Raw genomic sequence first — 20,424 nt, 5'->3', positions numbered from 1 at the left:
CCCTGCCTTTTTGTTTGATCATTTGTCCGGCTTTACGCCGTACCAGCGTGGCGTATAGACCCATTCGCCGCCTGTTGCGCGGTCAAACCGTTGCGTATGAGACGAGCCGACGATCACCACCGTGCGCATATCCACATCGTCGGGCGTCAATTGCCCAAGCGTGGTGACGCGCATTGTCTCCGCCGGTCTGCCGATATCGCGGCCTAGCACAACCGGCGTTTGCGGTGCGCGATGCTGGCGCAGAATTTCCAGCGCACGGCCCAGCTGATGCGGGCGGGCTTTGGAAATAGGATTGTAAAAAGCCATGGCGAGATCAGCTTCTGCGGCCAGCGCCAGCCGCTTTTCGATCACGTCCCATGGTTTCAGATTATCGGACAGCGAGAGAATGCAGAAATCATGGCCGAGCGGTGCACCGCTGCGGGACGCTGCTGCCATCGCAGCCGAGATGCCCGGCTGAATGACCAGTTCCACACCATGCCATGCAGGGTTGTCGGTTTCGTGCAGCGCCTCGACCACGGCAGCCGCCATGGCGAAAACGCCGGGATCGCCAGACGAAACCATCGCCACCGTGCGGCCTGAGGCGGCCAGTTCGAAGGCATGGCGCGCGCGCTGCATTTCCTCGCGATTATCGGTCATATGCACGGTCTGACCGGCATGAAACGGCCCGGCCATGTGCACATAAGTCTCGTAGCCGAGAATATCTTCGGCCTGTTCGAGTTCGCGCTGCACGGCGGGCGTCATCAGATCCCGTGATCCGGGGCCAAGCCCGACCACGACCAGCTTTCCGCGTTTGCGCCCAATCCGCAGCACGTCAGCAGGGGCAGGAGCGACGGCCAGCACGAGGCCGCCCGCTTCGATCAACCGCAGCGGCTGCTCGACTGAAAGATGAGCAAGTGAAAGCGCAGTGTCAGCCGACGGCACAAAGCGTAGCTCTGCGCCGAGTGCGCCTGCCGCTTCATGGATTTGCTGCACAGCGCAGTGACGTTCATGGGCCAGCAGCAGCGCGAGCGATGATCGTGCGAGGCCCGTTTCGTCGAACGCCCGTGTCATTGCTTCCGCAAGATCGTCGGTCGGCTGGTCGATGGCGACGGCCACGACCTGCGGATGATAGATGAGTTCATCCGGCAGCGGCGTGCGCTTTTCTGGCGTGATGCTGACGGTGAGCCTGCCATCGTCGGCGAAAGGCAGCTTCGACGTCTGTAGCCAGCGGGAACGTCCGTTGAGGCGCAGTTTCGCACCTGCCAGAAGATCGGACGTGAAGGCTTTCGCCGCATCCGGATTGGCGAGCGTCAGTTCCGCTGGCGGGTGCAGGAGATTGATTCCGAAGCGCAATTCGCCGGAGGTAGTGATCGCCGGGGCGATTTCAAGTGCGGCGGCGATGGTTCGCGCCATGTCATTGACGCCGGACAGCCCGCCAAGAAGCGGCACTACGGCGCTGCCGTCTTCGGCAATCACCAGAACGGGCGGCTCTATGCGCTTGTTCTGCAAAAGAGGCGCCAGTGCGCGGATGACAATACCGGCGGCGCAGAGCGCTACGACCGGTCGGCCTTCTTCATAGAGGGCGCGTATGGTGTCGCCGAAATGGGCAAATGTCCTGTCGGCACCCGTGACGCGATCCTGAAGTCCAAGCACCTCGGCCTGATCGAGCACGGCGGCAATGCGGCGTGCTGTTACGGTCGCCGCTTCCGCCAACACAACGATAGCCGGCTTCATGCGCCGTTCCATTTCTGGCCGGGAACAAGGATGATCGAGAAATAGGGGCAATCGCTGCCGCTGACGTCCGACAGCGGCACGATGCGCTGATTGGCCATGGTGGCGCGCTCGACATAAAGCGCGCGGTCCATCAGGCTAAGATCGGTCAGCACATCGCGAACCTTGTCGAGATTCTTGCCGAGTTTCATGATGGCGGCGGCACCAGTATCGGCCAGCCTGCGCTTCAATTCGCCGGCTTCCATGACGCCGGAAAGGATCGACAATGTCTGGTTGCGATAGACAAGCGGCGCGCCAAGCACAGCCGAAGCGCCGAGCACCGAACAGACGCCCGGAACCACTGTGGTTTCATAGCTTTCAGCCAACCGGTCATGAATATACATGAACGAGCCATAGAAGAACGGGTCGCCTTCCGCGATCACGGCCACATCCTGTCCCTGATCGAGATATCCGGCGATTGTCGTGGTGATCTCGCCGTAAAAATCGCTGACGATCTGCTCATAATCCATGTGCGCGGGCAGTTTTTCCGTAGTCACCGGATAGATGAGCGGCACCAGAACCTGTTCCGGCGAGAGATAGTCCTCAACAATGGTAAGGGCATTGCCCTTCTTGCCCTTGGCAGCGTGATAGGCCACCACCGGCGCTGATTTTAGCAGCCGAAGCGCCTTCAGTGTGATGAGTTCAGGATCGCCGGGGCCGACACCCAGACCGAAAAGCTTGCCTTTTGTCGTCATTATTCGCGCTCCGAAGCCAGAGCATTGACCGCCGCCGCGGTCATGGCACTGCCGCCGCGTCGTCCGCGCACGATGACATAGGGCACGCCGCGACTATTGGCGGCGAGTTCGTCCTTCGATTCCGCCGCACCGACAAAGCCGACCGGCATGCCGATGATAAGCGCTGGCTTTGGCGCACCGGCATCCAGCATTTCGAAAAGCCGGAAGAGGGCGGTTGGGGCATTGCCGATGGCGACGATGCTTCCTTCGAGATGCGGCAACCACAAATCGAGCGCGGCGGCAGAACGGGTGTTGCCGATTTTCTTCGCCAGTTCAGGAACGGAAGGGTCGTTCAGCGTGCAGATGACCGGGTTGTCGGCAGGCAGGCGCGAGCGGGTGATACCTTCGGCAACCATGCGTGCATCGCAGAGAATCGGTGCGCCTTTGGCAAGCGCCTGTTTGCCAGCCAGACCTGCACCTTCCGAAAAAGCGATGTCGCTCACTACATCCACCATGCCTGAAGCATGGATGACGCGCACGGCGAGTTTTTCGAGATCGGCAGGGATGCGGCTCAGATCCGCCTCGGCGCGGATGATGGCGAAGGAGCGGTCATAGATGGCCTGCCCGTCGCGAATGTAATCAATCATGGTTTCCGCTCTGGTGAGTTGAGAAGGCGCGCGGCAGCGTCAATAGTCACGTCAGTCGCCAATAGCCGCCCGAAACGGGATGGTCCAGCCTTGTCTGCAAAAAAGACATCGTAGCGGCCCGGAGCGCGCGCCAGAAGCGTGTGCGGAAGCGGCGCAAGCGCGGCGCAGGACTTGGCGCAGCCAGTGAGATGGACCGCGTCCGGGCTATCGACGTCAAGGAGCGAGGCCAGTTCTCTCGCGTCGGTCTGTGTGTCGGAGAGGGCAGAGGCGCAACCCTTTGACCCGGTACAACTGCGCAGTCGTGATTGCGGTGCCTGCGCATCGGTCGCAAGGCCGAGCGTATGCAATTGCCGGAGAACTTTGTCGCAATGTGCTGCATCGACATTTGGCAGGATCACGCCCAGCCAAGGCGTCAGGCGGATTTCCCCGCCGCTGACCTTTTGTGAAAGGGCACCGAGTGCCCGCAGTTGCGTCGTATCGAGCCGCCCCAGAAGCGGCATGGCGCCGATGTAGAGCCGTCCGTCAACCTGAACGTGGGCTCCCAGATGGGCGCATGGGCGGGGTTGCCGCCGTTGCCAATTGGCAGCGGAATCGACCGGAAACGGAAGGCTGGCAATCAGTTCTTTCAAAAACTCTTCGACAGCAAGGGTTTCGAAGAGTTGCTTCATTCGCGCCGCGCCTTTGGAGTGGGCAAGAAATAATCGCAGCGCTGCTTCTATAAAGGGCAGCGCATCATCGATTTCCACGCTTCCCAATGCGGTTCCATCGGGCGACGAAGCAAAGCCGAAAGCAAAAATACGACCGTCATCTGTTGCGGATAGCCAAATGTCACCCGGATGAGCAATCATGGCGCAAGCTTCGCCGCCATCGATCTGGAACGAGAATTTTGGCGACAGCGCATGATGGTCGGCGTTGTTCTCAAGCGCTGCCAGCAATTGCCGCGCTAGCGGCGTGACATCGCAAGCTTGATCGCGGTCTATACCGGATGTGGGGCTGACCATGACGTTGCGAATGTCATCCGCAGCGGGGTTATCGGCACCAAAACCTGCTTGATAAAGTGCTGTGACTGCTTGTTCCCAGTTCTCAGGCGCGATGGCGCGCAGCTGGATATTGGAGCGAATCGAAAGTTCCACAGCGCCGGGACCGAATTTTTCGGCAATCTCGGCCAGCGCAAAAGCCTGATCGGCGGTGAGCCGTCCGAGCGGCAGTTTGATGCGCGCAATGGCACCGTCGAGCGCCATAACCATGCGCGACAGGCCCGGACAGGCATTTCGCCTGTCAAACGGTTCGATCTTTGTCGCGGTGGTCTGCTGGTTCAACATGATTGCCTTATACGCCGCCCGTGCCGGGCCGGAAAGTAGGAACCGCCTTTGGGACTTGCGCTTGTCACCGTCGCACCCTACGAACGAAGAAAACGGAGCAAAGAGCATGGCTTGCTGGCTGACGGTCATCGGCATCGGCGAAGACGGTTTGAATGGGCTTGGCGAGACTGCGCGGCAGGCCCTTGCTTCGGCTGATTTGATTTTTGGTGGCAAGCGGCATTTGGGGCTCATCGGTGAAACACCCGGTGCCCGGCAGATTGCATGGCCTTCGCCCTTCGATGATGCTTTTCCGATGATTGCTGCCGAGCGCGGCAAGTCAGTCGTGGTTCTGGCCAGCGGCGATCCGATGCATTACGGCATGGGCGCTTCGCTGACCCGGCATTTTTCTCCGGATGAAATGCTTGTCTTGCCTTATCCGTCGTCATTTTCGCTGGCTGCGGCGCGTATGGGCTGGTCGCTGCAGGACGTGTGTTGCCTCAGCGTGCACGGGCGTCCGCTGGACGTGCTGGCAAAGCATATTCTGCCCGGCATCAAATTGCTGATCCTCAGCAATGACGGCACCACGCCTGAAAAAATCGCAACGATGCTGGCGGCACGCGGTTTTGGATCAAGCCGCATCGATGTGCTGGAACATCTGGGTGGCCCCAAAGAAACGCATAAGCGCGGTATTGCAGGTGCATGGACAGTTCCCGCCGGTGCCGATCTGAATGTCGTCGCCGTGGAATGCATTGCAGAGCCGGATGCGAAAATTCTTCCCAGCGTGATAGGCCTGCCTGATGAAGCCTTCGAAAATGATGGTCAACTGACGAAGCGCGATATTCGCGCCGTGACACTGTCGCGGCTGGCGCCGCTGCCTGGCGAAATTCTGTGGGATGTCGGCGCGGGGTGCGGCTCCATCGGTATCGAGTGGATGCGCACCCATGCTTCCTGTCGTGCCATCGCCATCGAGGCGCATGAAGAGCGGCAAGGCATGATCGCCCGCAATCGCGATGCGCTGGGCGTACCCGGTTTGCAGATCGTTTCCGGTGAAGCGCCGGGCGCTCTCGCAGGACTGGAAACGCCGGACGCGATTTTCATCGGTGGCGGCGTCACGGATGAAGGCGTGTTGCAAGCCTGTTGGGATGCACTGAAACCCGGCGGACGGCTGGTTGCGAATGCCGTGACCTTGCAAAGCGAAATGCAGCTTTTCGGCTGGCGGCAGCGCTTTGGCGGAGAACTCGTGCGGCTTTCCGTGGCACAAGCCGGTGCGCTTGGCTCGTTCGATGTATGGCGGCAGGCACTGCCTGTCACGCTATATTGCGCGATCAAAGACAAATGATGACTTGAATTGTCATCTTATATTCGGGTAAGGCTGACGCATCATTTCATCCGATGGAGGATGGGTCGTGTCCGAACTCAACGCCAATACCCGTTTCACGCTGACCAATGCTGGTCACATCGTCAATCAACTGCTCGATCATTTCGTCGAACATGCTGATGTGCAGCGTGACGAGACGCATGCGAAACTCGTTTTGAGCTTCGGTCAGGCCGATGTTCAATGGGATAACGAGACGGTCAGCGTCGATGTCAAAAGCGATGATGAGACCGGCCTTGCCTATATGAAATATTCCATCGCTGAGCATGTGCTGGAATTTCTGGAGAAGGGCAGCCCCACGCCGAAAATCATCTGGCAGGGCGATGGCGCGGCGGGACTGCCGCTGCCTTACTTCCGCGAAATGCAGGTGGTGGCGGTGTCCAATGTCACGCCGCATATGCGTCGCGTGCGCCTGAAAGGCGACAACCTCCAGCGGTTTTCGCATACCGGGCTGCATATCCGCCTTCTGTTCCCGCCAAAGGGGCTGGCAAAGCCACAATGGCCGGTGACGGGTGAGGACGGGCGTCCGGCATGGCCGGAAGGCGATGCCAAGCTTGCAACCCGTGTCTATACCATCCGCAATATCGATCCTGAAGCGGGCTGGGTCGATATCGACATGGTTGTGCATGGTGATGATTGCGACGCTCCGGGTTCGGGTTGGGCGCTTAACGCCAAGCCGGGCGATATTGTCGGCATGACTGGTCCGGGCGGTGGCGATGCAGGCGATGCCAAATGGTATCTGCTCGCAGGCGACGAAACCGCGCTGCCCGCCATCGGGCGCATTCTCGAACGACTGCCTGAAGATGCAAAGGCCGTTGTGCGCATTGAAATCGGCGATCAGGCCGAGGAACAGAAGCTTGTCTCGCGTGCGAATCTCGATGTGCAATGGCTGAACCGCAATGGCGCCGAAGCTGGCACCACCACGCTGTTGCAGGATGCGGTGCGCGCGGTCGAACTGCCGGAAGGCGAGGAAGACATTTATGTCTGGGCGGGTTGCGAGTTCAATGCCTTCCGCAATATTCGCAGCTATATGCGCAAGGAGCGTAACGTTCCGAAGAATCGCCAGCTGATTGTCGCCTATTGGCGGCGCGGCCAGGACGGGGACAATGCCCGCAAAGCTTCTGAGGAATAAAAAAGGGGACCGAAAGGTCCCCTTTTTGTTGTGTCATGCGGCTGGTTTCAGCGCCGGAAACCTTCACTCGCGCGCATCAGGTTTTTGGTATAGTCGGCGTGAATATTGCCGGTGACGAGATCGCCAGCCTGTAATTGTTCAACCACTTCGCCGTTGCGCATCACTGCAAGGCGGTCGCACATATGGGTGACGACACCAAGATCGTGGCTCACCATGATGAAGGTGAGGTTGCGGTCACGGCGAACCTGTTCAAGCAGGTTCAGCACTTCCGCCTGTACCGATGCGTCGAGCGCCGAAGTTGGTTCGTCGAGCAGCAGAATGCTCGGTTCCACGATCAATGCGCGGGCAATGGCGATGCGCTGGCGCTGACCGCCCGAAAGCTGGTGCGGATAGCGGAAGCGGAAGCCCGAGCCGAGCCCCACTTCATCCAATGCGCGCACGATGCGCTGTTCGGCATCGCCGACACCATGAATGGCGAGCGGTTCCAGCAAAAGCCGGTCCACCGTCTGGCGCGGATGCAGGGAGCCATAAGGGTCCTGAAACACCATCTGCACCTTGCGATAGAAGGCCTTGTCGCGTGGTGTCTTGAGAGGTGCGCCGTCGATACGGATTTCGCCATCGTCAATCGGCGCAAGCCCCGCGACTGCGCGCAGAAGTGTGGACTTGCCCGAACCGGATTCGCCGACGAGACCATAGGATTCGCCCTGCGCCACATGGACGCTGACCGACTTCAACGCATGGAAATGGTCGAAATAGACATCAATATTGTCGACGCTCAGTGCTGGTGCCGTACTCATAGCTTCCAGGCCTCCTCACGCTGCAAGGTGGGCAGAGGATGGCGGTCGGCTCCGATTTTCGGCATGCAGTTCAGCAATCCTTGCGTATAGGGATGTTTCGCATTGGCAAGATCCTTGGCCGCGATCTCTTCGACGATGCGGCCCGCATACATCACGATGACGCGGTCGCAGAAGGACGAAACAAGGCGCAGGTCATGGCTGACGAAGATCAGCCCCATGCCGCGTTCGGCCACCAGCTTGTCGAGAATGCCCAGCACTTCGAGCTGCACCGTCACGTCGAGCGCCGAAGTCGGTTCGTCGGCAATCAGCAGTTCCGGCTCGGCCACGAGCATCATGGCGATCATCACGCGCTGGCCCATCCCGCCCGAAACCTCGTGCGGATAGAGTTTCATGACGCGTTCCGGATCGCGAATCTGCACCGCTTCCAGCATGGCCATCGAGCGCGTGCGAATTTCTCCGCTGCTGTATTTGCCGTGCGCTTTCAGCGTTTCGGCAATCTGCTTGCCGATGGTCATCACAGGATTGAGCGAATATTTCGGGTCCTGCAACACCATGGCGATGCGGCCGCCGCGTAAGGAGCGGCGTTCACGGGCCGAAATGTTGAGGAGATCGATGCCGTCGAAATTAAGCGTCTTGGCCGTAATCTGCGCGTGGAGTGGCGTCAGACCCATGATGGCGCGCCCGGTCTGGGACTTGCCTGAACCGGATTCGCCAACGATGCCAAGGCGTTCGCGGCCCAGCTCAAAGCTGACACCACGGACAGCCTCGATGGCCCCCGTGCGCGTCGGGAAGGTGACGCGCAGGTCTTCTACTGTCAGAAGCGGCTTCATTGGTTGTTACCCCGCGGATCAAGCGCATCGCGCAGACCATCGCCCAGCAGGTTGAAGCCGAGGCTGACGATCAGGATCGCAATGCCGGGCATGGCGGCAACCCACCATTGGTCGAGGATGAAACGGCGACCCGATGCGATCATCGCGCCCCATTCCGGCAGTGGCGGCTGTGCGCCGAGGCCGAGGAAGCCCAGGCCCGCTGCCGTTAGAATGATGCCCGCCATGTCGAGTGTCACACGGACGATCAGCGACGAGGTGCAAAGCGGCATGATGTGGCGCACGACAATGCGGATCGGCGAAGCACCCATCAGGCGGACCGCCGAAATATAGTCGGAATTGCGCACCGTCAGCGTTTCGGCGCGCGCGATGCGCGCATAAGGCGGCCATGAGGTGATCGCGATGGCGATGATGGCGTTTTCGATGCCCGGTCCCAGCGCCGCCACGAAGGCAAGCGCCAGAATGAGTTTCGGGAAGGCCAGGAAGATGTCGGTGATGCGCATCAGCACGGCATCGACCCAGCCGCCCGCATAACCGGCCACTGTGCCGACCAGCAGGCCGATTGGGGCCGCAATGATCGCAACCAGCAGCACGACATAGAGCGTCAGGCGGGAACCGTGAATGAGGCGCGAAAGAATATCGCGACCCTGATCGTCGGTGCCGAGCAGATAGCCGGGGCTTCCCGGCGGCAGCAGGCGGGCATTGGCCAGATCGCCGACAACCGGCGAATGCGGCGCCAGCACATCGGCGAGCGCTGCAACGACCAGCAGTCCGATGATGATCAGGAGGCCGAGAACGGCCAGCTTGTTGGCGGTGAACCGCCGCCAGACCATATAGGCGCGACCGAGGCGGGCCTGCGTACGTGACTGGGGCCGCTCGGTAAGCAGCCATTCACGCCAAGAGAGGTTGGAATTATCTGTCATTTGGCTCATCGTGCGCGCGTCCTTGGATCGAGAAGCCGATAGAGAAGATCGGACACGAGGTTGAGCGCGATAAAGACCGACCCGATAACAATGGTGCCACCGAGAACGGCATTCATATCAGCGTTTTGTAGCGAATTGGTGATGTAGAGACCAAGGCCCGGCCAGGAGAAGATGGTTTCGGTCAGAACCGAACCTTCCAGAAGCCCGGCATAGGAAAGCGCAATCACGGTCACCAGCGGCACGGCGGCATTGCGCAAAGCGTGGCCCCAGATGATGCGGGTTTCCGAAATGCCCTTGGCGCGCGCCGCGACGATATATTCCTGATCAAGCTCGTTGAGCATGAAGGAACGCGTCATGCGGCTGATATAGGCAAGCGAGAAATAGCCAAGCAGTGCCGATGGCAGGATAAGGTGGGAGACAATATCCTTGAGGGCTGGCCAGTCGCGCTGAAGGATCGCGTCGATCAGGTAGAAGCCGGTGATCGGCGTGAACGTGTATTCGAATGTAATGTCGATGCGTCCGGGACCGGAGGTCCAGCCGAGACGGGCATAGAAGATCAGCAGCGCAAGCATGCCGAGCCAGAAGATCGGCACGGAGTAACCGACAAGGCCGATAACGCGCACGATCTGGTCAATGATGCTGCCGCGTTTGACGGCTGCGAGCACGCCGAGCGGAATGCCGAACACGGCGCCGATGATCGTGCCGAGTGTGGCCAGTTCCATCGTGGCCGGGAATACGCGGCGAATGTCGGTCATGACCGGATTGGTCGTGAGCACCGAAGTGCCGAAATCGCCTTGCAGCACGCCTTTCACGTAAAGAAAGAACTGCTGGTAATAGGGCAAATTGAAGCCCATTTCCTCGCGCACGCGGGCGACGACATGCGCAGGCGCGCGGTCGCCGACGATGGCCAGCACAGGGTCAATCGGCACGACGCGACCGATGAAGAATGTTACGGCCAAAAGGCCCAGATAGGTCGTGACGACGATGACCAGAAAACTGGCTATCGACGCGGCAAGGGCCGATGAACGCCGCGGCGCTCGCCTAACCTTTTTGGTGGTTTCAGTGTTACTCAATGTTTTGACCGCTTCCGATGATGAGTGCGTTCAGAACAGGGTCCGGTCTGACGCTCGATCATCTTTGCTTGAAAAAAGCTCTGGAGCGGCTTTCCTTTTTGATTCAGAAAACCGCTCCATCTCCTTGTTTTAAAGCCGGTTAGGCACATTCATGCGCCGAGGCTTGGCCGACTATTCCTTGGTGATGTTTACCAGCGGATTGGAGTCGAAGGTCGGGCCGAGCTTGTAACCCTTCACATTGCCCGCGATACCGGCTGTTTCGATCTGCTGGAACAGCATCACGAACGGGCTCTGGTCGAGCGCTTCCTGCTGAAGCTTCTTGTAGATCTCGGCGCGCTTTTCGTTGTCGCGTTCCAGAAGAGCAGACTGCGTCTGCTTGGTCAGCTCAGGAATGTCCCAGGCGTTGCGCCACGCAAGCGTCTTGTTGGCGGCGTCGTCCTTATTATCCGGATTGCTCGTGAAAGCTTCGGCATTGGAATTCGGATCCCAATAGTCCATGCCCCACTGGCCGATATACATGTCGTGGTTACGCGCACGATATTTGGTCAGGGTCTGCTTGCCATCGCCCGGGATGATTTCGATCTTCACGCCAGCCTGAGCAGCGCTCTGCTGGAAGGATTCGGCAATGCCGGTCACCGGCTGCGTGTTGCGCACGTCGAAGGTCACGGAAAGACCGTCCTTCAGACCTGCCTTGGCGAGAAGTTCCTTCGCCTTTGCAACGTCGTATTTGTAGGGTGCAGCATCGAGCGCGCCCAGAACGCCCTTAGCCTGATAGGTCTGGCGGATTTCGCCAATGCCTTTGATGAGGGTCGAACCGATTGCATCATAATCGACCAGATATTTGAACGCTTCGCGAACTTCCGGCTTGGCTAGGTTCTCGTTCTTCTGGTTGAGGCTGATATAGTAGACCGTACCCTTCGCGGCGCTGGTCGTCGTCAGCTTGTCGTTTTTCTGAACGGCTTCGTAGTCGCCGGGTTCCAGATTACGCGCCACATCGACGTCACCCGATTCAAGCATCAGGCGCTGTGTCGCGCTTTCCTTGACGTGACGATAGAAAACGCGCTTCAGCTTGGCCTTTTCGCCGTAATAATTGTCGTTGCGTTCCAGAATGACGACTTCATTGGCGCGCCATTCACGGATCGCGAACGGACCGGAGCCTGCCGACTTGGTCTTCAGCCATGCATTGGCATAGTCGGTGTCGTATTTGTAGTCGTCGGTCGGTGTGACCTTTGCGGCATGCTCTTCGAGAAGCTTCTTGTCGACGACTGCGGCGACGGTCGCGGTCAGGCAGTTCAGCACGAAGCTTGGTGCGTATGGCTTGTCCACGGTGAAGACGAAAGTCGTGTCGTCTACGGCTTTCGCCTTTTCGTTGACATTATCCTTGGTCAGGCCGAACTGGGTCAGGATGAAGGCCGGGCTCTTGTCCAGACGCACGGCGCGTTCGAAGGAATAAGCCACGTCAGCAGAGGTAATCGGGTTGCCGGAAGCGAACTTGATGTCCTTTTTCAGCTTGAACGTGTAGGTCAGGCCGTCGTCGGAAACGGTCCAGCTTTCCGCCACGCCCGGCACGACTTTCGACGTGTCGTTGATGTCGAGGCGAACGAGCATGTCATAGGCATTACCGATGAATTCAGCCGGGCTGAGTTCGAAGGATTCTGCCGGGTCGAGCGTGATGGTGTCATCAATCGCCCATGCCTGGACGAGCGTGTCGGCTGGCGTGGCCGACAGGGCCGGATTGGCAGCCATAACGGCAGCAAGTGCTGCACCAGCGGCGAGGATGCGAAAACGTCCGAAATGCATCATGATTGAGTTCCCTTTCTGTATTTTTGTTGGGATTTTGTTGAATTGTATTTGTATCTCAGGCTTCGTGCCATGCCTGTTTCAGAACCCTGATCCAGTTGTCCCGGCAAAGCTTCGCCAGTTCCTCATCGTTATATCCGGCCTCTCGCAAGGCCGTGACGAGGTTCTGCGTTCCGGCGGCATCGGAGATTTCGGCTGGGATGGTCGCGCCGTCATAATCGGAACCGAGCGCCACGCAGTCGATCCCCATGCGGTCAACCATGTAATCGATGTGGCGAACCATATCGGACATCGGCGTGTTGGCATCTTCCTTGCCATCGGCGCGCAGCATGGTGGTGGCGTAGTTGAGACCCGCAAGCCCCTTGCTTTCGCGGATGGCATCCAGCTGCTTGTCCGTCAGATTCCGGGCCACGGGCGTCAGGGCATGGGCATTGGAGTGGCTGGCGATCAGCGGCTGGTCGCTGAGTTCAGCCACATCCCAGAAGCCTTGCTCGGTGATATGGGCGAGATCGATCAGAATACCCTTGCGGTTGCACGCCTTGACGAGACGCTTGCCCGCTTCCGTGAGACCGGGACCGGTATCCGGGTTCATCGGGTAAGAGAAGGGCACGCCGTGACCGAAAATATTGTTGCGGCTCCACACAGGGCCAAGCGAACGCAGGCCAAGCGCGTAGAAGACATCGAGCGCGGCAAGATCGGCGTCAATCGCCTCGCAGCCTTCCATGTGCAGAACGGCGGCAAAGGTGTCGCTGTTCAGCGTTTCATCGAGCTCGCGGCCATTGCGGCACAGTTTCCACGCGCCAGCTTCTTCAAGGCGGAGTGCGATGGATGCGATTTCGATGGCGATGTCGAGGGAAGGAGGGCGCTTGAGCGGCGGAGAAAGCGGCGTGTCGTAATGGCCATTGGCGTCGGGTTTGCCAAGTTCGATATGATGGCCGGACGGCACATAGATGGCGCAAATGCCGCCAGCGAGACCGCCTTTGCGGGAGCGCGGCGCATCAATGTGGCCGGTTTGCGTTCCGTCGATGAATTCCCGGATGGGATCGTCGCCGTTTCTGGAGTTTTCCCAGAGCCTCAGAAGGACATCGTTATGCCCATCGAAAACACGCTGCATGCTATCTTCCTGGCTGAGTGATAAAGCGTTGTTTTAGCACTCGATTAAATAAAATCACGCAACGGGAAGAATTTGTATCGGCATATTTGCATAAAATTTAAACACAATAGCCACGCGCCTAATCCCCAATCGCACATCCCTATAAGATAGGAGCCGGTGCCGGAGTCAAGAGATACGAAAGCGGACGAACTCTTTTGAAAGCAAAGAAATCGGTGCAAAAAGAAAGGGCTACGGTTGACCCTCAGCCCTTGTGCAAAAATGGAATTGCCTTATGCAGAAACGGTATAGGGCTTATATCGCTTTAGAAGCGATAGTTCAGACCGGCCTTGATGGCGTGGTTCTTGAGGTTGTTGCGCTGCGAAACGCCGTTGACCTCAGACTTCACGTCGCCGAAACGCTGGAAGTCGTATTCAGCCTTCACCGAAAGCGGGCCGGTCAGGGCCTGTTCGACGCCAGCACCAACCAGCGCGCCGCCTTCCCAGCCTGGACCTGACGTGGTGTTGTCCTTCGCCTTGAAGCGCGTTGCGCCATAGCCGAGAGTGCCATAAACCAGCGTCTTGTCGAAGGCGTAACCGGCTTTGACCTTGGCATTGGTGTTCCAAGACTGCTGGAGGCTGCCGCCATTACCGATGCGGTGTTCGGCTTCCGCGAAATTGGCTTCGACTTCACCGCCAACGACGAAATTGCCGCTCTGGATGTTCTTACCGGCGACAACGCCACCGAGCACACCAGCGCGATTCGTAAACGGGCCGGGGATCTTCGAGGACGATGCACCGACCTGTGCGCCGACATAATTGCCGGACCAGTCGTGCGGGCCTTCGGCAACCGGCTCGTTGTAGGAATAATCGTTCGAACCCATCATATCGGCAGCGAATGCCGGGGCTGCGATGGCCATGATGCTGGCGCTGAGCGCCACTGCGGTAAAGGTACGCTTCAACATTTTATACTCCGTTTTCCCATCCGGAACGCTGATGGAAAATATGCAAGATCTGTTTGGCAAAGACGGGCCTTCCCGTCTTCGGTTCGGTTGCCTTCTGTTGGGTGATTGTGACTAAATTTAAGAAAATTCGAGCGAATTCCACCCGTCGCACAGCCATTCTTCGCACTATGCTTAACAAGTGGTAACGATCTCCAACAGGCCAGCCCTGACGGCTTCACATCAGGTTCTGCTTTCTGAAGCTGATGCATTTTTCCTTGCCGACAATGATGTGGTCGTGCACCGCGATTTTCAAAGGTTTGGCAGCCGCAATCAACGCATGTGTCATCTCGATGTCGGGTCGCGACGGCGATGGATCGCCTGAAGGGTGATTGTGGACGAGAATGATCGCCGTTGCCGCAAGCTCCAGCGCCCGGTGAACCACTTCCCGTATATAGACCGGCGTATGGTCGACCGTGCCTCGCTGCTGTACCTCATCGGCAATGAGCCGATTCTTCTTGTCCAGAAACAGAATGCGGAATTGTTCGCGTGTCTCATGCGCCATGGCGGCAGCGCAGTAGTCGATCACCTTTTCCCAGACTGTGAAAACCTCGCGCTTCATAACCTTGCTGCGCGCACTGCGTTTGTAAACGGCTTCTATGATCTTGAGGTCGCGCGCCACGGAGGGGCCCGCGCCCGGTACTTCGGCGATGAGCGTTTCGGAAGCGCCGAGCACTTCCGCAAGCGTGCCGAAGCGGGTCAGCAAGGCCTTTGCGATGGGTTTGGTATCCGCACGCGGGATAACGCGAAAGAGCAGGAGTTCAAGCAGTTCATAATCGGCAAGCGCATCGGGCGCGGTCTGAAAGCGTTGCTTCAGGCGATCCCGGTGGCCGACGTGATGCGGCTGCTTCGCCACTTTCGGCGTCAGCTGGAGCGTGTCGCTGAAACCGGGAATGTTGTAGCTCCCCGGTCTATCCGTCTTCCTTGTCATTCTGTTTAAACCCCCGCAAAAACAGATGAGACTATAGTTTCAGTTTTATCGCATTGATGCCGGGCCAAACATATTGGCCGGTGACAATGTGAATATTTCGCAGCCGTCCTTGGTAACGCCAACCGTATGTTCATACTGGGCGGTCAGCGAGCGGTCACGCGTCACGGCAGTCCAGCCGTCCGCCAGCACTTTTACATGCGGCTTGCCGAGATTGATCATCGGCTCAATGGTGAAGATCATGCCTTCCTTGATTTCCACGCCTTCGTTCGGCGTGCCGTAATGAAGGATATTCGGCGCGTCGTGGAAAAGCTGACCAACGCCATGGCCGCAGAAATCACGCACCACGGAGCAGCGCTCGCCTTCGGCATAGGTCTGGATTGCAGCGCCGATAGCGCCGGTCTTCACGCCCGGCTTGACGACCGCAATGCCGCGCAACAGGCTTTCATAGGTGACTTCCAACAGACGTTCGGCAGCGCGCTTGATCTCGCCCACCGCATACATACGGCTGGAATCGCCATGCCAGCCGTCGAGCAGATAGGTCACGTCGATATTGACGATATCGCCTTCGCGCAGTGGCTTGTCGTTCGGGATGCCATGGCAGACAACGTGGTTGATCGACGTGCAGGTCGATTTGGTATAGCCACGATAGTTGAGCGTCGCCGGGAAGGCGCCTTGATCCATGCCGAATTCGAAAACGAAGCGGTCGATTTCATTGGTGGTCACGCCGGGCTTCACGATGTCGTTCAGCGCATCGAGGCAGCGTGCGGTCAGGTTGCACACCTTGCGCATCGCCTCGAAGGCGTCCGGGCCATAAAGCCTGATCTGGCCGGTATATTTCATGGGGGCGCTTGTCGCTTCGATATAAGTTACCATTACTAGATCCGTCTTTGTCTATTCAATTGGCACCAGCTCGGTGGCGACAATGCTTTTGTCCGTTATGTGGCATCGAACGGCCCATGCCTCAACCCCGGATGCGACGGCGCGCTCAAAAGCGCGTGCATATACAGGGTCGAGATCGCCGGAAATGCTGAATTTGCTGCAATCGCTTCGCTGGATAATAAACAACATCACACCACGATGACCAGCGGCAACACTGTCGGCCAGCTCATTGAGATGTTTTGTCCCGCGCGCGGTCACCGTATCGGGAAATTCCGCAAGGCCAGCCGTGCGGGTGAAGTGCACGTTTTTGACTTCCACGTAGGCGCGGGGCAGGGCACCTTCGTCGAGCAGAATGTCGATGCGGGAATTCTGTCCGTATTTCTGCTCACGCTTGAGGCTGGCATAGCCGCCGAGGCTCGGAATGAGACCGGCGAGTATCGCCTCTTCGGCGATTCTGTTCGGCAACCCGGTGTTGACGCCGACCAAAGTGCCGTCAGCTTCGATGATCTGCAGCGTGTGGGCATATTTGCGGTGGGGCGCATCGGAAACGCTGAGCCAGGCGCGAGAGCCGGGCGTCGTCAGGCCGAGCATGGAGCCGGTATTGGGCACTGCCGCCGTAATGAAGCGGCCATCGTCGAGCGTTACGTCTGCGAGAAATCTTTTATAGCGGCGTTCGAGCCTGCCGGAGACAAGGGGTGTTGGGAATAACATAAAGCTTTCTGAACAGTTTGGACGGAATGGCGAAATGTTTGTCCGCCTAACGCCGCAAAAAGTCAAAAGCACAATCGTTGCTTGTTATCGCTCGTTTCAGAAAAGAGCCTTGATAACATCTGCCCAGCTCAGATCCGCACCAAGCGCCATTGCTGCGGCGACAAAGCCTGCACCGAGAAAGGTGAGGGTGGTTCTGGTTTCGCTGGTCATCATATCTTTCCCCATCAAATCGGTCGCTTGAAGTTGTGAGGAATGTCGCGGGTGAATGAGCCCGGAATGTGATGCGATAATGGCTATTCCGGGCATTTTGCAGGCAATTTGCGGATAAGGTAAATGGCGGCTCTTAGGCCTGCGTCTGCTGCCAGTTGAACACCAGTTCCTCGCGGAAGGCAAAGCGGACGATGTGATTGACCACGACGTCCTGAAGCCGGTCGAGATTTTCGGCTGAGGTCTTCACGGTGGTGGTCAGTTTTTCCGCATCGGCGTCGAGAATCACCAGCCGGTCGTCGCCGAGATCGATCTGGCCGTGTTCGGGTGTGAATTCGACGGCAAACTTATGCGCCCAGTGTTTGCAGAGCTGCTGCAGATAACGGCTGGCATGGGCGGTGGGAACGATGGCTGTAGCTTGCGACATACGCAGTAATTTCCCTTTGAATTGCGAAATGGGTGCAGCTGCGCGTAGCAACATACTGGGAGAACGACCAGTATTAATTCCATCAATTTTTCGGGAAAAGAAAACCCAGCAAGTGGTACGCCCAAGGGGAATCGAACCCCTGTCTGCGCCGTGAAAGGGCGCTGTCCTAACCGCTAGACGATGGGCGCCTGCTGGTGTGGGGCGCTTATAGTCAGGATAATTCAGACATGCAAGCCCCTTTTTTCAGCATCTGTGAAATAAATTCAGATGGTGCAAAACGGCGCGCGAAGGACCGCTCTCGGAGCGCTAAAGCTTTGATATGTCGGGAAAAAGAAAAACCAGCAAGTGGTACGCCCAAGGGGAATCGAACCCCTGTCTGCGCCGTGAAAGGGCGCTGTCCTAACCGCTAGACGATGGGCGCCTGTTGCTGGTGTGAGTGGGCTTATATTCAGGTCGATGCTGACTCGCAACCCCCTAAAATCAGTTTTCTGAAAAAAGTCGCATAAGCACCTATTCCGTAGGACGCAGCCTGTGGATTTCCAGGCTATGGCTTTGAAATCGATGACAAAAAGAAAGGCTGGCTCCAATGGGGCCAGCCTGTTCATTCAAGAGAATTGGGGCGCAGAGGTTCAGATCAGCCCTTGCATTTCCAGTTCCAGTCGCGTTCCGGCCCGATATCCACATGGACGGATGACGTATGGCAATAGGTGCCGACGCCGCCGCGTCCCGGCATTGATCGCGCAAAGCGGGCCATTTCCCACTTGGAAACACCATCGATCTGAATATCGGCTGCGGCACAGATCATATGGAGCGATTTGCGTGCGCCGTTGACCTTGCGGTTATAGGACGGGCTGCGATAGCCAGACGTCACCATGACCGGGCGGCGGAAGTGCCGTTCCATGGTCTTCAGCATGGCGACGAGCTGTGGCTTGAGGCAGGCAACATCCACGGTCTGGCGCTGCACCTTCAGGCCGTTCGGCGCGAGCCGGGCGAGGCCGGGCGCCGAAGCAAGCGTGACATTGGGAGAATCATCATATTCGTTCGCATCAATGTCGGTGTCGTCATAGAGACTATTGCGATGCTTGATCTCGATGCCGCCATTCGCGCGCACACCTGGCAATGTATAATTATACTCATGCTTCACGGCAGGCGAGACAGGCTTTGCCATCGCCAGCTTCTTGTTCTCGGTACGGTCGGAACGTGAATTGGCCGATTCGTCGGAGAAAAGCCGCGAGATGCTGCCCTGCGATGCGGTCGGGCGCTGAGGTGTCGCATAGGCATTGGCATTCTTCGGTGTGCCGAAAAGCGAAGCGACCTGAACCGGCTTTTCCGGCTGGGCCGGTTTGGCGGCTTCCGGCTCGTTCGCCTTCGCGACTTCAACGGCAGGCGCTTCGGCCTCGGTTGCAGGCTTTGCTTCAGCGGTCTCAGCCTTGGGCTTCTCGGCGCTGGCCGTTGCGGCTGGCTGTTCGGTCGCTTCGGCTGGCTTCGATTCGCTGGAACCACTTCCGCCAAACAAGCCGAACAGCGAATTGCTCTTCTTTTCCGGTGCCGCCGCTGCCACTTGGGTTGGCTGCGCTTCGGTTGCCGCGTTTTCCGCAGTTGCGGTCGCGGCTGCATTTTTCGCATTCTCTTTGGCCGGGGAGGCGGCAGATGTAGCGCTAGGATTGGCCGCCGTTGCAGCGGCTGCGACCTGTTTGGCCTCGCCGGGCTTTTCTTCCGTCTTTGTCTCTGCGGTCTTTGCTTCTGCGCCAGCTTCGGCGGCGACAGTCTGGTCGGCAGCACTTTGCAGCGTCTCGGTCAGCATCGAGCCATTGGCCGTCATCTGCAGTGGCTTGCCGTCAGGACCGGTCCCCGTCGATGTACAGGACGACACCAGAAGCGCGAGCAAAGCCACGCTGCCTGAAAGTAGTCGGCCGGTTGTCCGGTGCGCAGAAGGTACAAATTTCAATAGTCCGCTCCAGCTCGATTTCCCTGACCAGTTTGGCGAACCGGACGTGTCCGAACCCACCTGGTTTCGGGAGATCGGCTCTCCCGTGTGGGTGGAACCAATCACAAAAGTGATTTCTCCCACAGTCCCCTGTCAAAGCCCAATAGAAGCTTAGGGAAACAAACTCCATTATATCAATGCGTTAAAGTGGCTTTCCCAGTTTCTCAGTGAGCCAATTTTAGCAGTGTGCAAATCACCTGATCTGCAATTGTTGCCAATTTTTAAGTTTTTTATGCCGTGAAGGCAACTATCGAAGTGCATTTTATACGACAGGCACTATGCATTATTCCGTGGGGTTAAGGATTAACCCGTTAGTAACGAAATATTACTTTGTGTAATCTTTTGAGGATCAGAGCGCTGCTCCTATCGAAATAAGCGGCTTCGGCAGGCCAAATGTCGGAATTGGGCCAATCGCTTGTTGACATAATGCATCGACTTGGTGCTATCCCTTCGGAAGTATATTCTGTCGCGACTTGTGCGGCAGCCTCAACGGCAGAACCGGGATCAGACATATGACCAAGAGCACGCGGCAGATCGCCCATCTCATGCTGGCATTAACCGCCGCAGCGATGCTCACTGCCTGTGCCGGTGGGAAGGAATTTCAGGGCGTTCCGCAGGAAGGCGCATTGCGCACCGGCGTCTATCCGACATTCGGTCGTATGCCGAAGGCTGCAACCGAGCAGATCACACCGGAAGAAAAGCAGCAGATGACTGCAAAACTCGATTCCGATCGCACGCGTCTTGCGGCATCGAGAACGTCTGGCGGCGGTTTTACCCCCGCACAGGCTGAGGCCATGCGCAAGCAAGCGCAGGCTGAATCGGAAGCTACCCTGAAGCAGATCGAATCCGGGGAAGAATAAGCCCTTCATCGGCACGGAAGGCCACGTTCGAAAC

19 protein-coding genes and 2 tRNA genes are annotated in these 20,424 nt (G+C 58.1%); 3 read left to right on the top strand and 18 right to left on the bottom strand.

Annotated elements, in window-relative coordinates; all coding sequences use genetic code 11:
• Positions 1 to 18 precede the first annotated feature (18 nt).
• The 4 genes from cobJ to cobG are packed head-to-tail and all read right to left on the bottom strand — an operon-like array spanning position 19 to position 4,392.
• Complete coding sequence (gene cobJ, locus D8666_RS03635; RefSeq protein WP_181376096.1) at positions 19 to 1,713, bottom strand: precorrin-3B C(17)-methyltransferase; 1,695 nt, start codon at positions 1,711 to 1,713, stop codon at positions 19 to 21.
• A complete protein-coding gene (locus tag D8666_RS03630; protein WP_109369273.1) occupies positions 1,710 to 2,444 on the bottom strand; it encodes a precorrin-2 C(20)-methyltransferase in 735 nt (244 codons plus the stop codon). The genes cobJ and D8666_RS03630 overlap by 4 nt, the downstream gene beginning before the upstream one ends.
• On the bottom strand, positions 2,444 to 3,070 hold the full coding sequence (locus D8666_RS03625; RefSeq protein ID WP_109369272.1) for a precorrin-8X methylmutase: 627 nt from the start codon (positions 3,068 to 3,070) through the stop codon (positions 2,444 to 2,446). The genes D8666_RS03630 and D8666_RS03625 overlap by 1 nt, the downstream gene beginning before the upstream one ends.
• Positions 3,067 to 4,392 carry a precorrin-3B synthase gene (gene cobG, locus D8666_RS03620; protein ID WP_109369271.1) on the bottom strand — a complete coding sequence of 442 codons (1,326 nt, stop codon included), beginning with the start codon at positions 4,390 to 4,392 and terminating at the stop codon, positions 3,067 to 3,069. The genes D8666_RS03625 and cobG overlap by 4 nt, the downstream gene beginning before the upstream one ends.
• A gap of 106 nt (positions 4,393 to 4,498) precedes the next feature.
• On the opposite strand from cobG, the gene cbiE reads away from it, so the two are divergent.
• Together cbiE and D8666_RS03610 are read left to right on the top strand one after the other, a co-directional pair.
• Entirely contained in the window at positions 4,499 to 5,710 is a 1,212-nt protein-coding gene (gene cbiE, locus D8666_RS03615) for a precorrin-6y C5,15-methyltransferase (decarboxylating) subunit CbiE (RefSeq protein WP_109369270.1), read from the top strand.
• 67 nt (positions 5,711 to 5,777) lie between these two features.
• Positions 5,778 to 6,878: a siderophore-interacting protein gene (locus D8666_RS03610; protein ID WP_109369269.1), complete on the top strand. Its 1,101-nt coding sequence runs from the start codon at positions 5,778 to 5,780 to the stop codon at positions 6,876 to 6,878.
• A 47-nt stretch (positions 6,879 to 6,925) separates the two neighbouring features.
• Here the strand turns inward: D8666_RS03610 and D8666_RS03605 are convergent, their stop codons facing one another.
• From D8666_RS03605 to D8666_RS03540, 14 genes are all read right to left on the bottom strand, one after another.
• Positions 6,926 to 7,675, bottom strand: a complete 750-nt coding sequence (locus D8666_RS03605) for an ABC transporter ATP-binding protein (RefSeq protein ID WP_121536338.1) — start codon at positions 7,673 to 7,675, stop codon at positions 6,926 to 6,928.
• Positions 7,672 to 8,505, bottom strand: a complete 834-nt coding sequence (locus D8666_RS03600) for an ABC transporter ATP-binding protein (protein WP_109369267.1) — start codon at positions 8,503 to 8,505, stop codon at positions 7,672 to 7,674. The genes D8666_RS03605 and D8666_RS03600 overlap by 4 nt, the downstream gene beginning before the upstream one ends.
• Positions 8,502 to 9,434, bottom strand: coding sequence for an ABC transporter permease (locus tag D8666_RS03595; protein WP_121536336.1), 933 nt, complete (start codon positions 9,432 to 9,434; stop codon positions 8,502 to 8,504). The genes D8666_RS03600 and D8666_RS03595 overlap by 4 nt, the downstream gene beginning before the upstream one ends.
• Positions 9,431 to 10,498, bottom strand: a complete 1,068-nt coding sequence (locus D8666_RS03590; RefSeq protein ID WP_109369265.1) for an ABC transporter permease — start codon at positions 10,496 to 10,498, stop codon at positions 9,431 to 9,433. The genes D8666_RS03595 and D8666_RS03590 overlap by 4 nt, the downstream gene beginning before the upstream one ends.
• Before the next feature lie 171 nt (positions 10,499 to 10,669).
• A complete protein-coding gene (locus D8666_RS03585; RefSeq protein WP_109369264.1) occupies positions 10,670 to 12,301 on the bottom strand; it encodes an ABC transporter substrate-binding protein in 1,632 nt (543 codons plus the stop codon).
• Positions 12,302 to 12,356: 55 nt separating this feature from the next.
• The gene (locus tag D8666_RS03580; protein ID WP_121536334.1) at positions 12,357 to 13,412 is read right to left on the bottom strand and encodes a dipeptidase; all 1,056 of its coding nucleotides are present in this window, start codon (positions 13,410 to 13,412) and stop codon (positions 12,357 to 12,359) included.
• 301 nt (positions 13,413 to 13,713) lie between these two features.
• Positions 13,714 to 14,352, bottom strand: coding sequence for an outer membrane protein (locus D8666_RS03575; RefSeq protein ID WP_109369262.1), 639 nt, complete (start codon positions 14,350 to 14,352; stop codon positions 13,714 to 13,716).
• A 214-nt stretch (positions 14,353 to 14,566) separates the two neighbouring features.
• Positions 14,567 to 15,319, bottom strand: coding sequence for a RadC family protein (gene radC, locus D8666_RS03570; RefSeq protein WP_121536332.1), 753 nt, complete (start codon positions 15,317 to 15,319; stop codon positions 14,567 to 14,569).
• A gap of 45 nt (positions 15,320 to 15,364) precedes the next feature.
• Positions 15,365 to 16,192 (bottom strand): type I methionyl aminopeptidase, encoded by an 828-nt coding sequence (map, locus tag D8666_RS03565; RefSeq protein ID WP_109369260.1) that lies wholly within the window; start codon positions 16,190 to 16,192, stop codon positions 15,365 to 15,367.
• A gap of 18 nt (positions 16,193 to 16,210) precedes the next feature.
• Positions 16,211 to 16,909 (bottom strand): DNA/RNA nuclease SfsA, encoded by a 699-nt coding sequence (gene sfsA / locus D8666_RS03560; RefSeq protein WP_109369259.1) that lies wholly within the window; start codon positions 16,907 to 16,909, stop codon positions 16,211 to 16,213.
• Between the two features lie 343 nt (positions 16,910 to 17,252).
• Positions 17,253 to 17,543 carry a DUF2218 domain-containing protein gene (locus D8666_RS03555; RefSeq protein WP_109369258.1) on the bottom strand — a complete coding sequence of 97 codons (291 nt, stop codon included), beginning with the start codon at positions 17,541 to 17,543 and terminating at the stop codon, positions 17,253 to 17,255.
• A gap of 113 nt (positions 17,544 to 17,656) precedes the next feature.
• A tRNA-Glu gene (locus tag D8666_RS03550) sits at positions 17,657 to 17,731 on the bottom strand.
• Between the two features lie 158 nt (positions 17,732 to 17,889).
• Positions 17,890 to 17,964 (bottom strand) — tRNA-Glu (locus tag D8666_RS03545).
• 213 nt (positions 17,965 to 18,177) lie between these two features.
• Positions 18,178 to 19,491 (bottom strand): D-Ala-D-Ala carboxypeptidase family metallohydrolase, encoded by a 1,314-nt coding sequence (locus D8666_RS03540; protein WP_109369257.1) that lies wholly within the window; start codon positions 19,489 to 19,491, stop codon positions 18,178 to 18,180.
• Positions 19,492 to 20,042: 551 nt separating this feature from the next.
• Here D8666_RS03540 and D8666_RS03535 point away from each other — a divergent pair.
• Positions 20,043 to 20,390, top strand: coding sequence for a hypothetical protein (locus D8666_RS03535; protein WP_109369256.1), 348 nt, complete (start codon positions 20,043 to 20,045; stop codon positions 20,388 to 20,390).
• The last annotated feature ends 34 nt before the right edge of the window (positions 20,391 to 20,424 follow it).

This window comes from Ochrobactrum soli, from assembly GCF_003664555.1.
GTDB lineage: Bacteria > Pseudomonadota > Alphaproteobacteria > Rhizobiales > Rhizobiaceae > Brucella > Brucella teleogrylli.
This window is presented reverse-complemented; position numbering and strand designations above follow the sequence as displayed.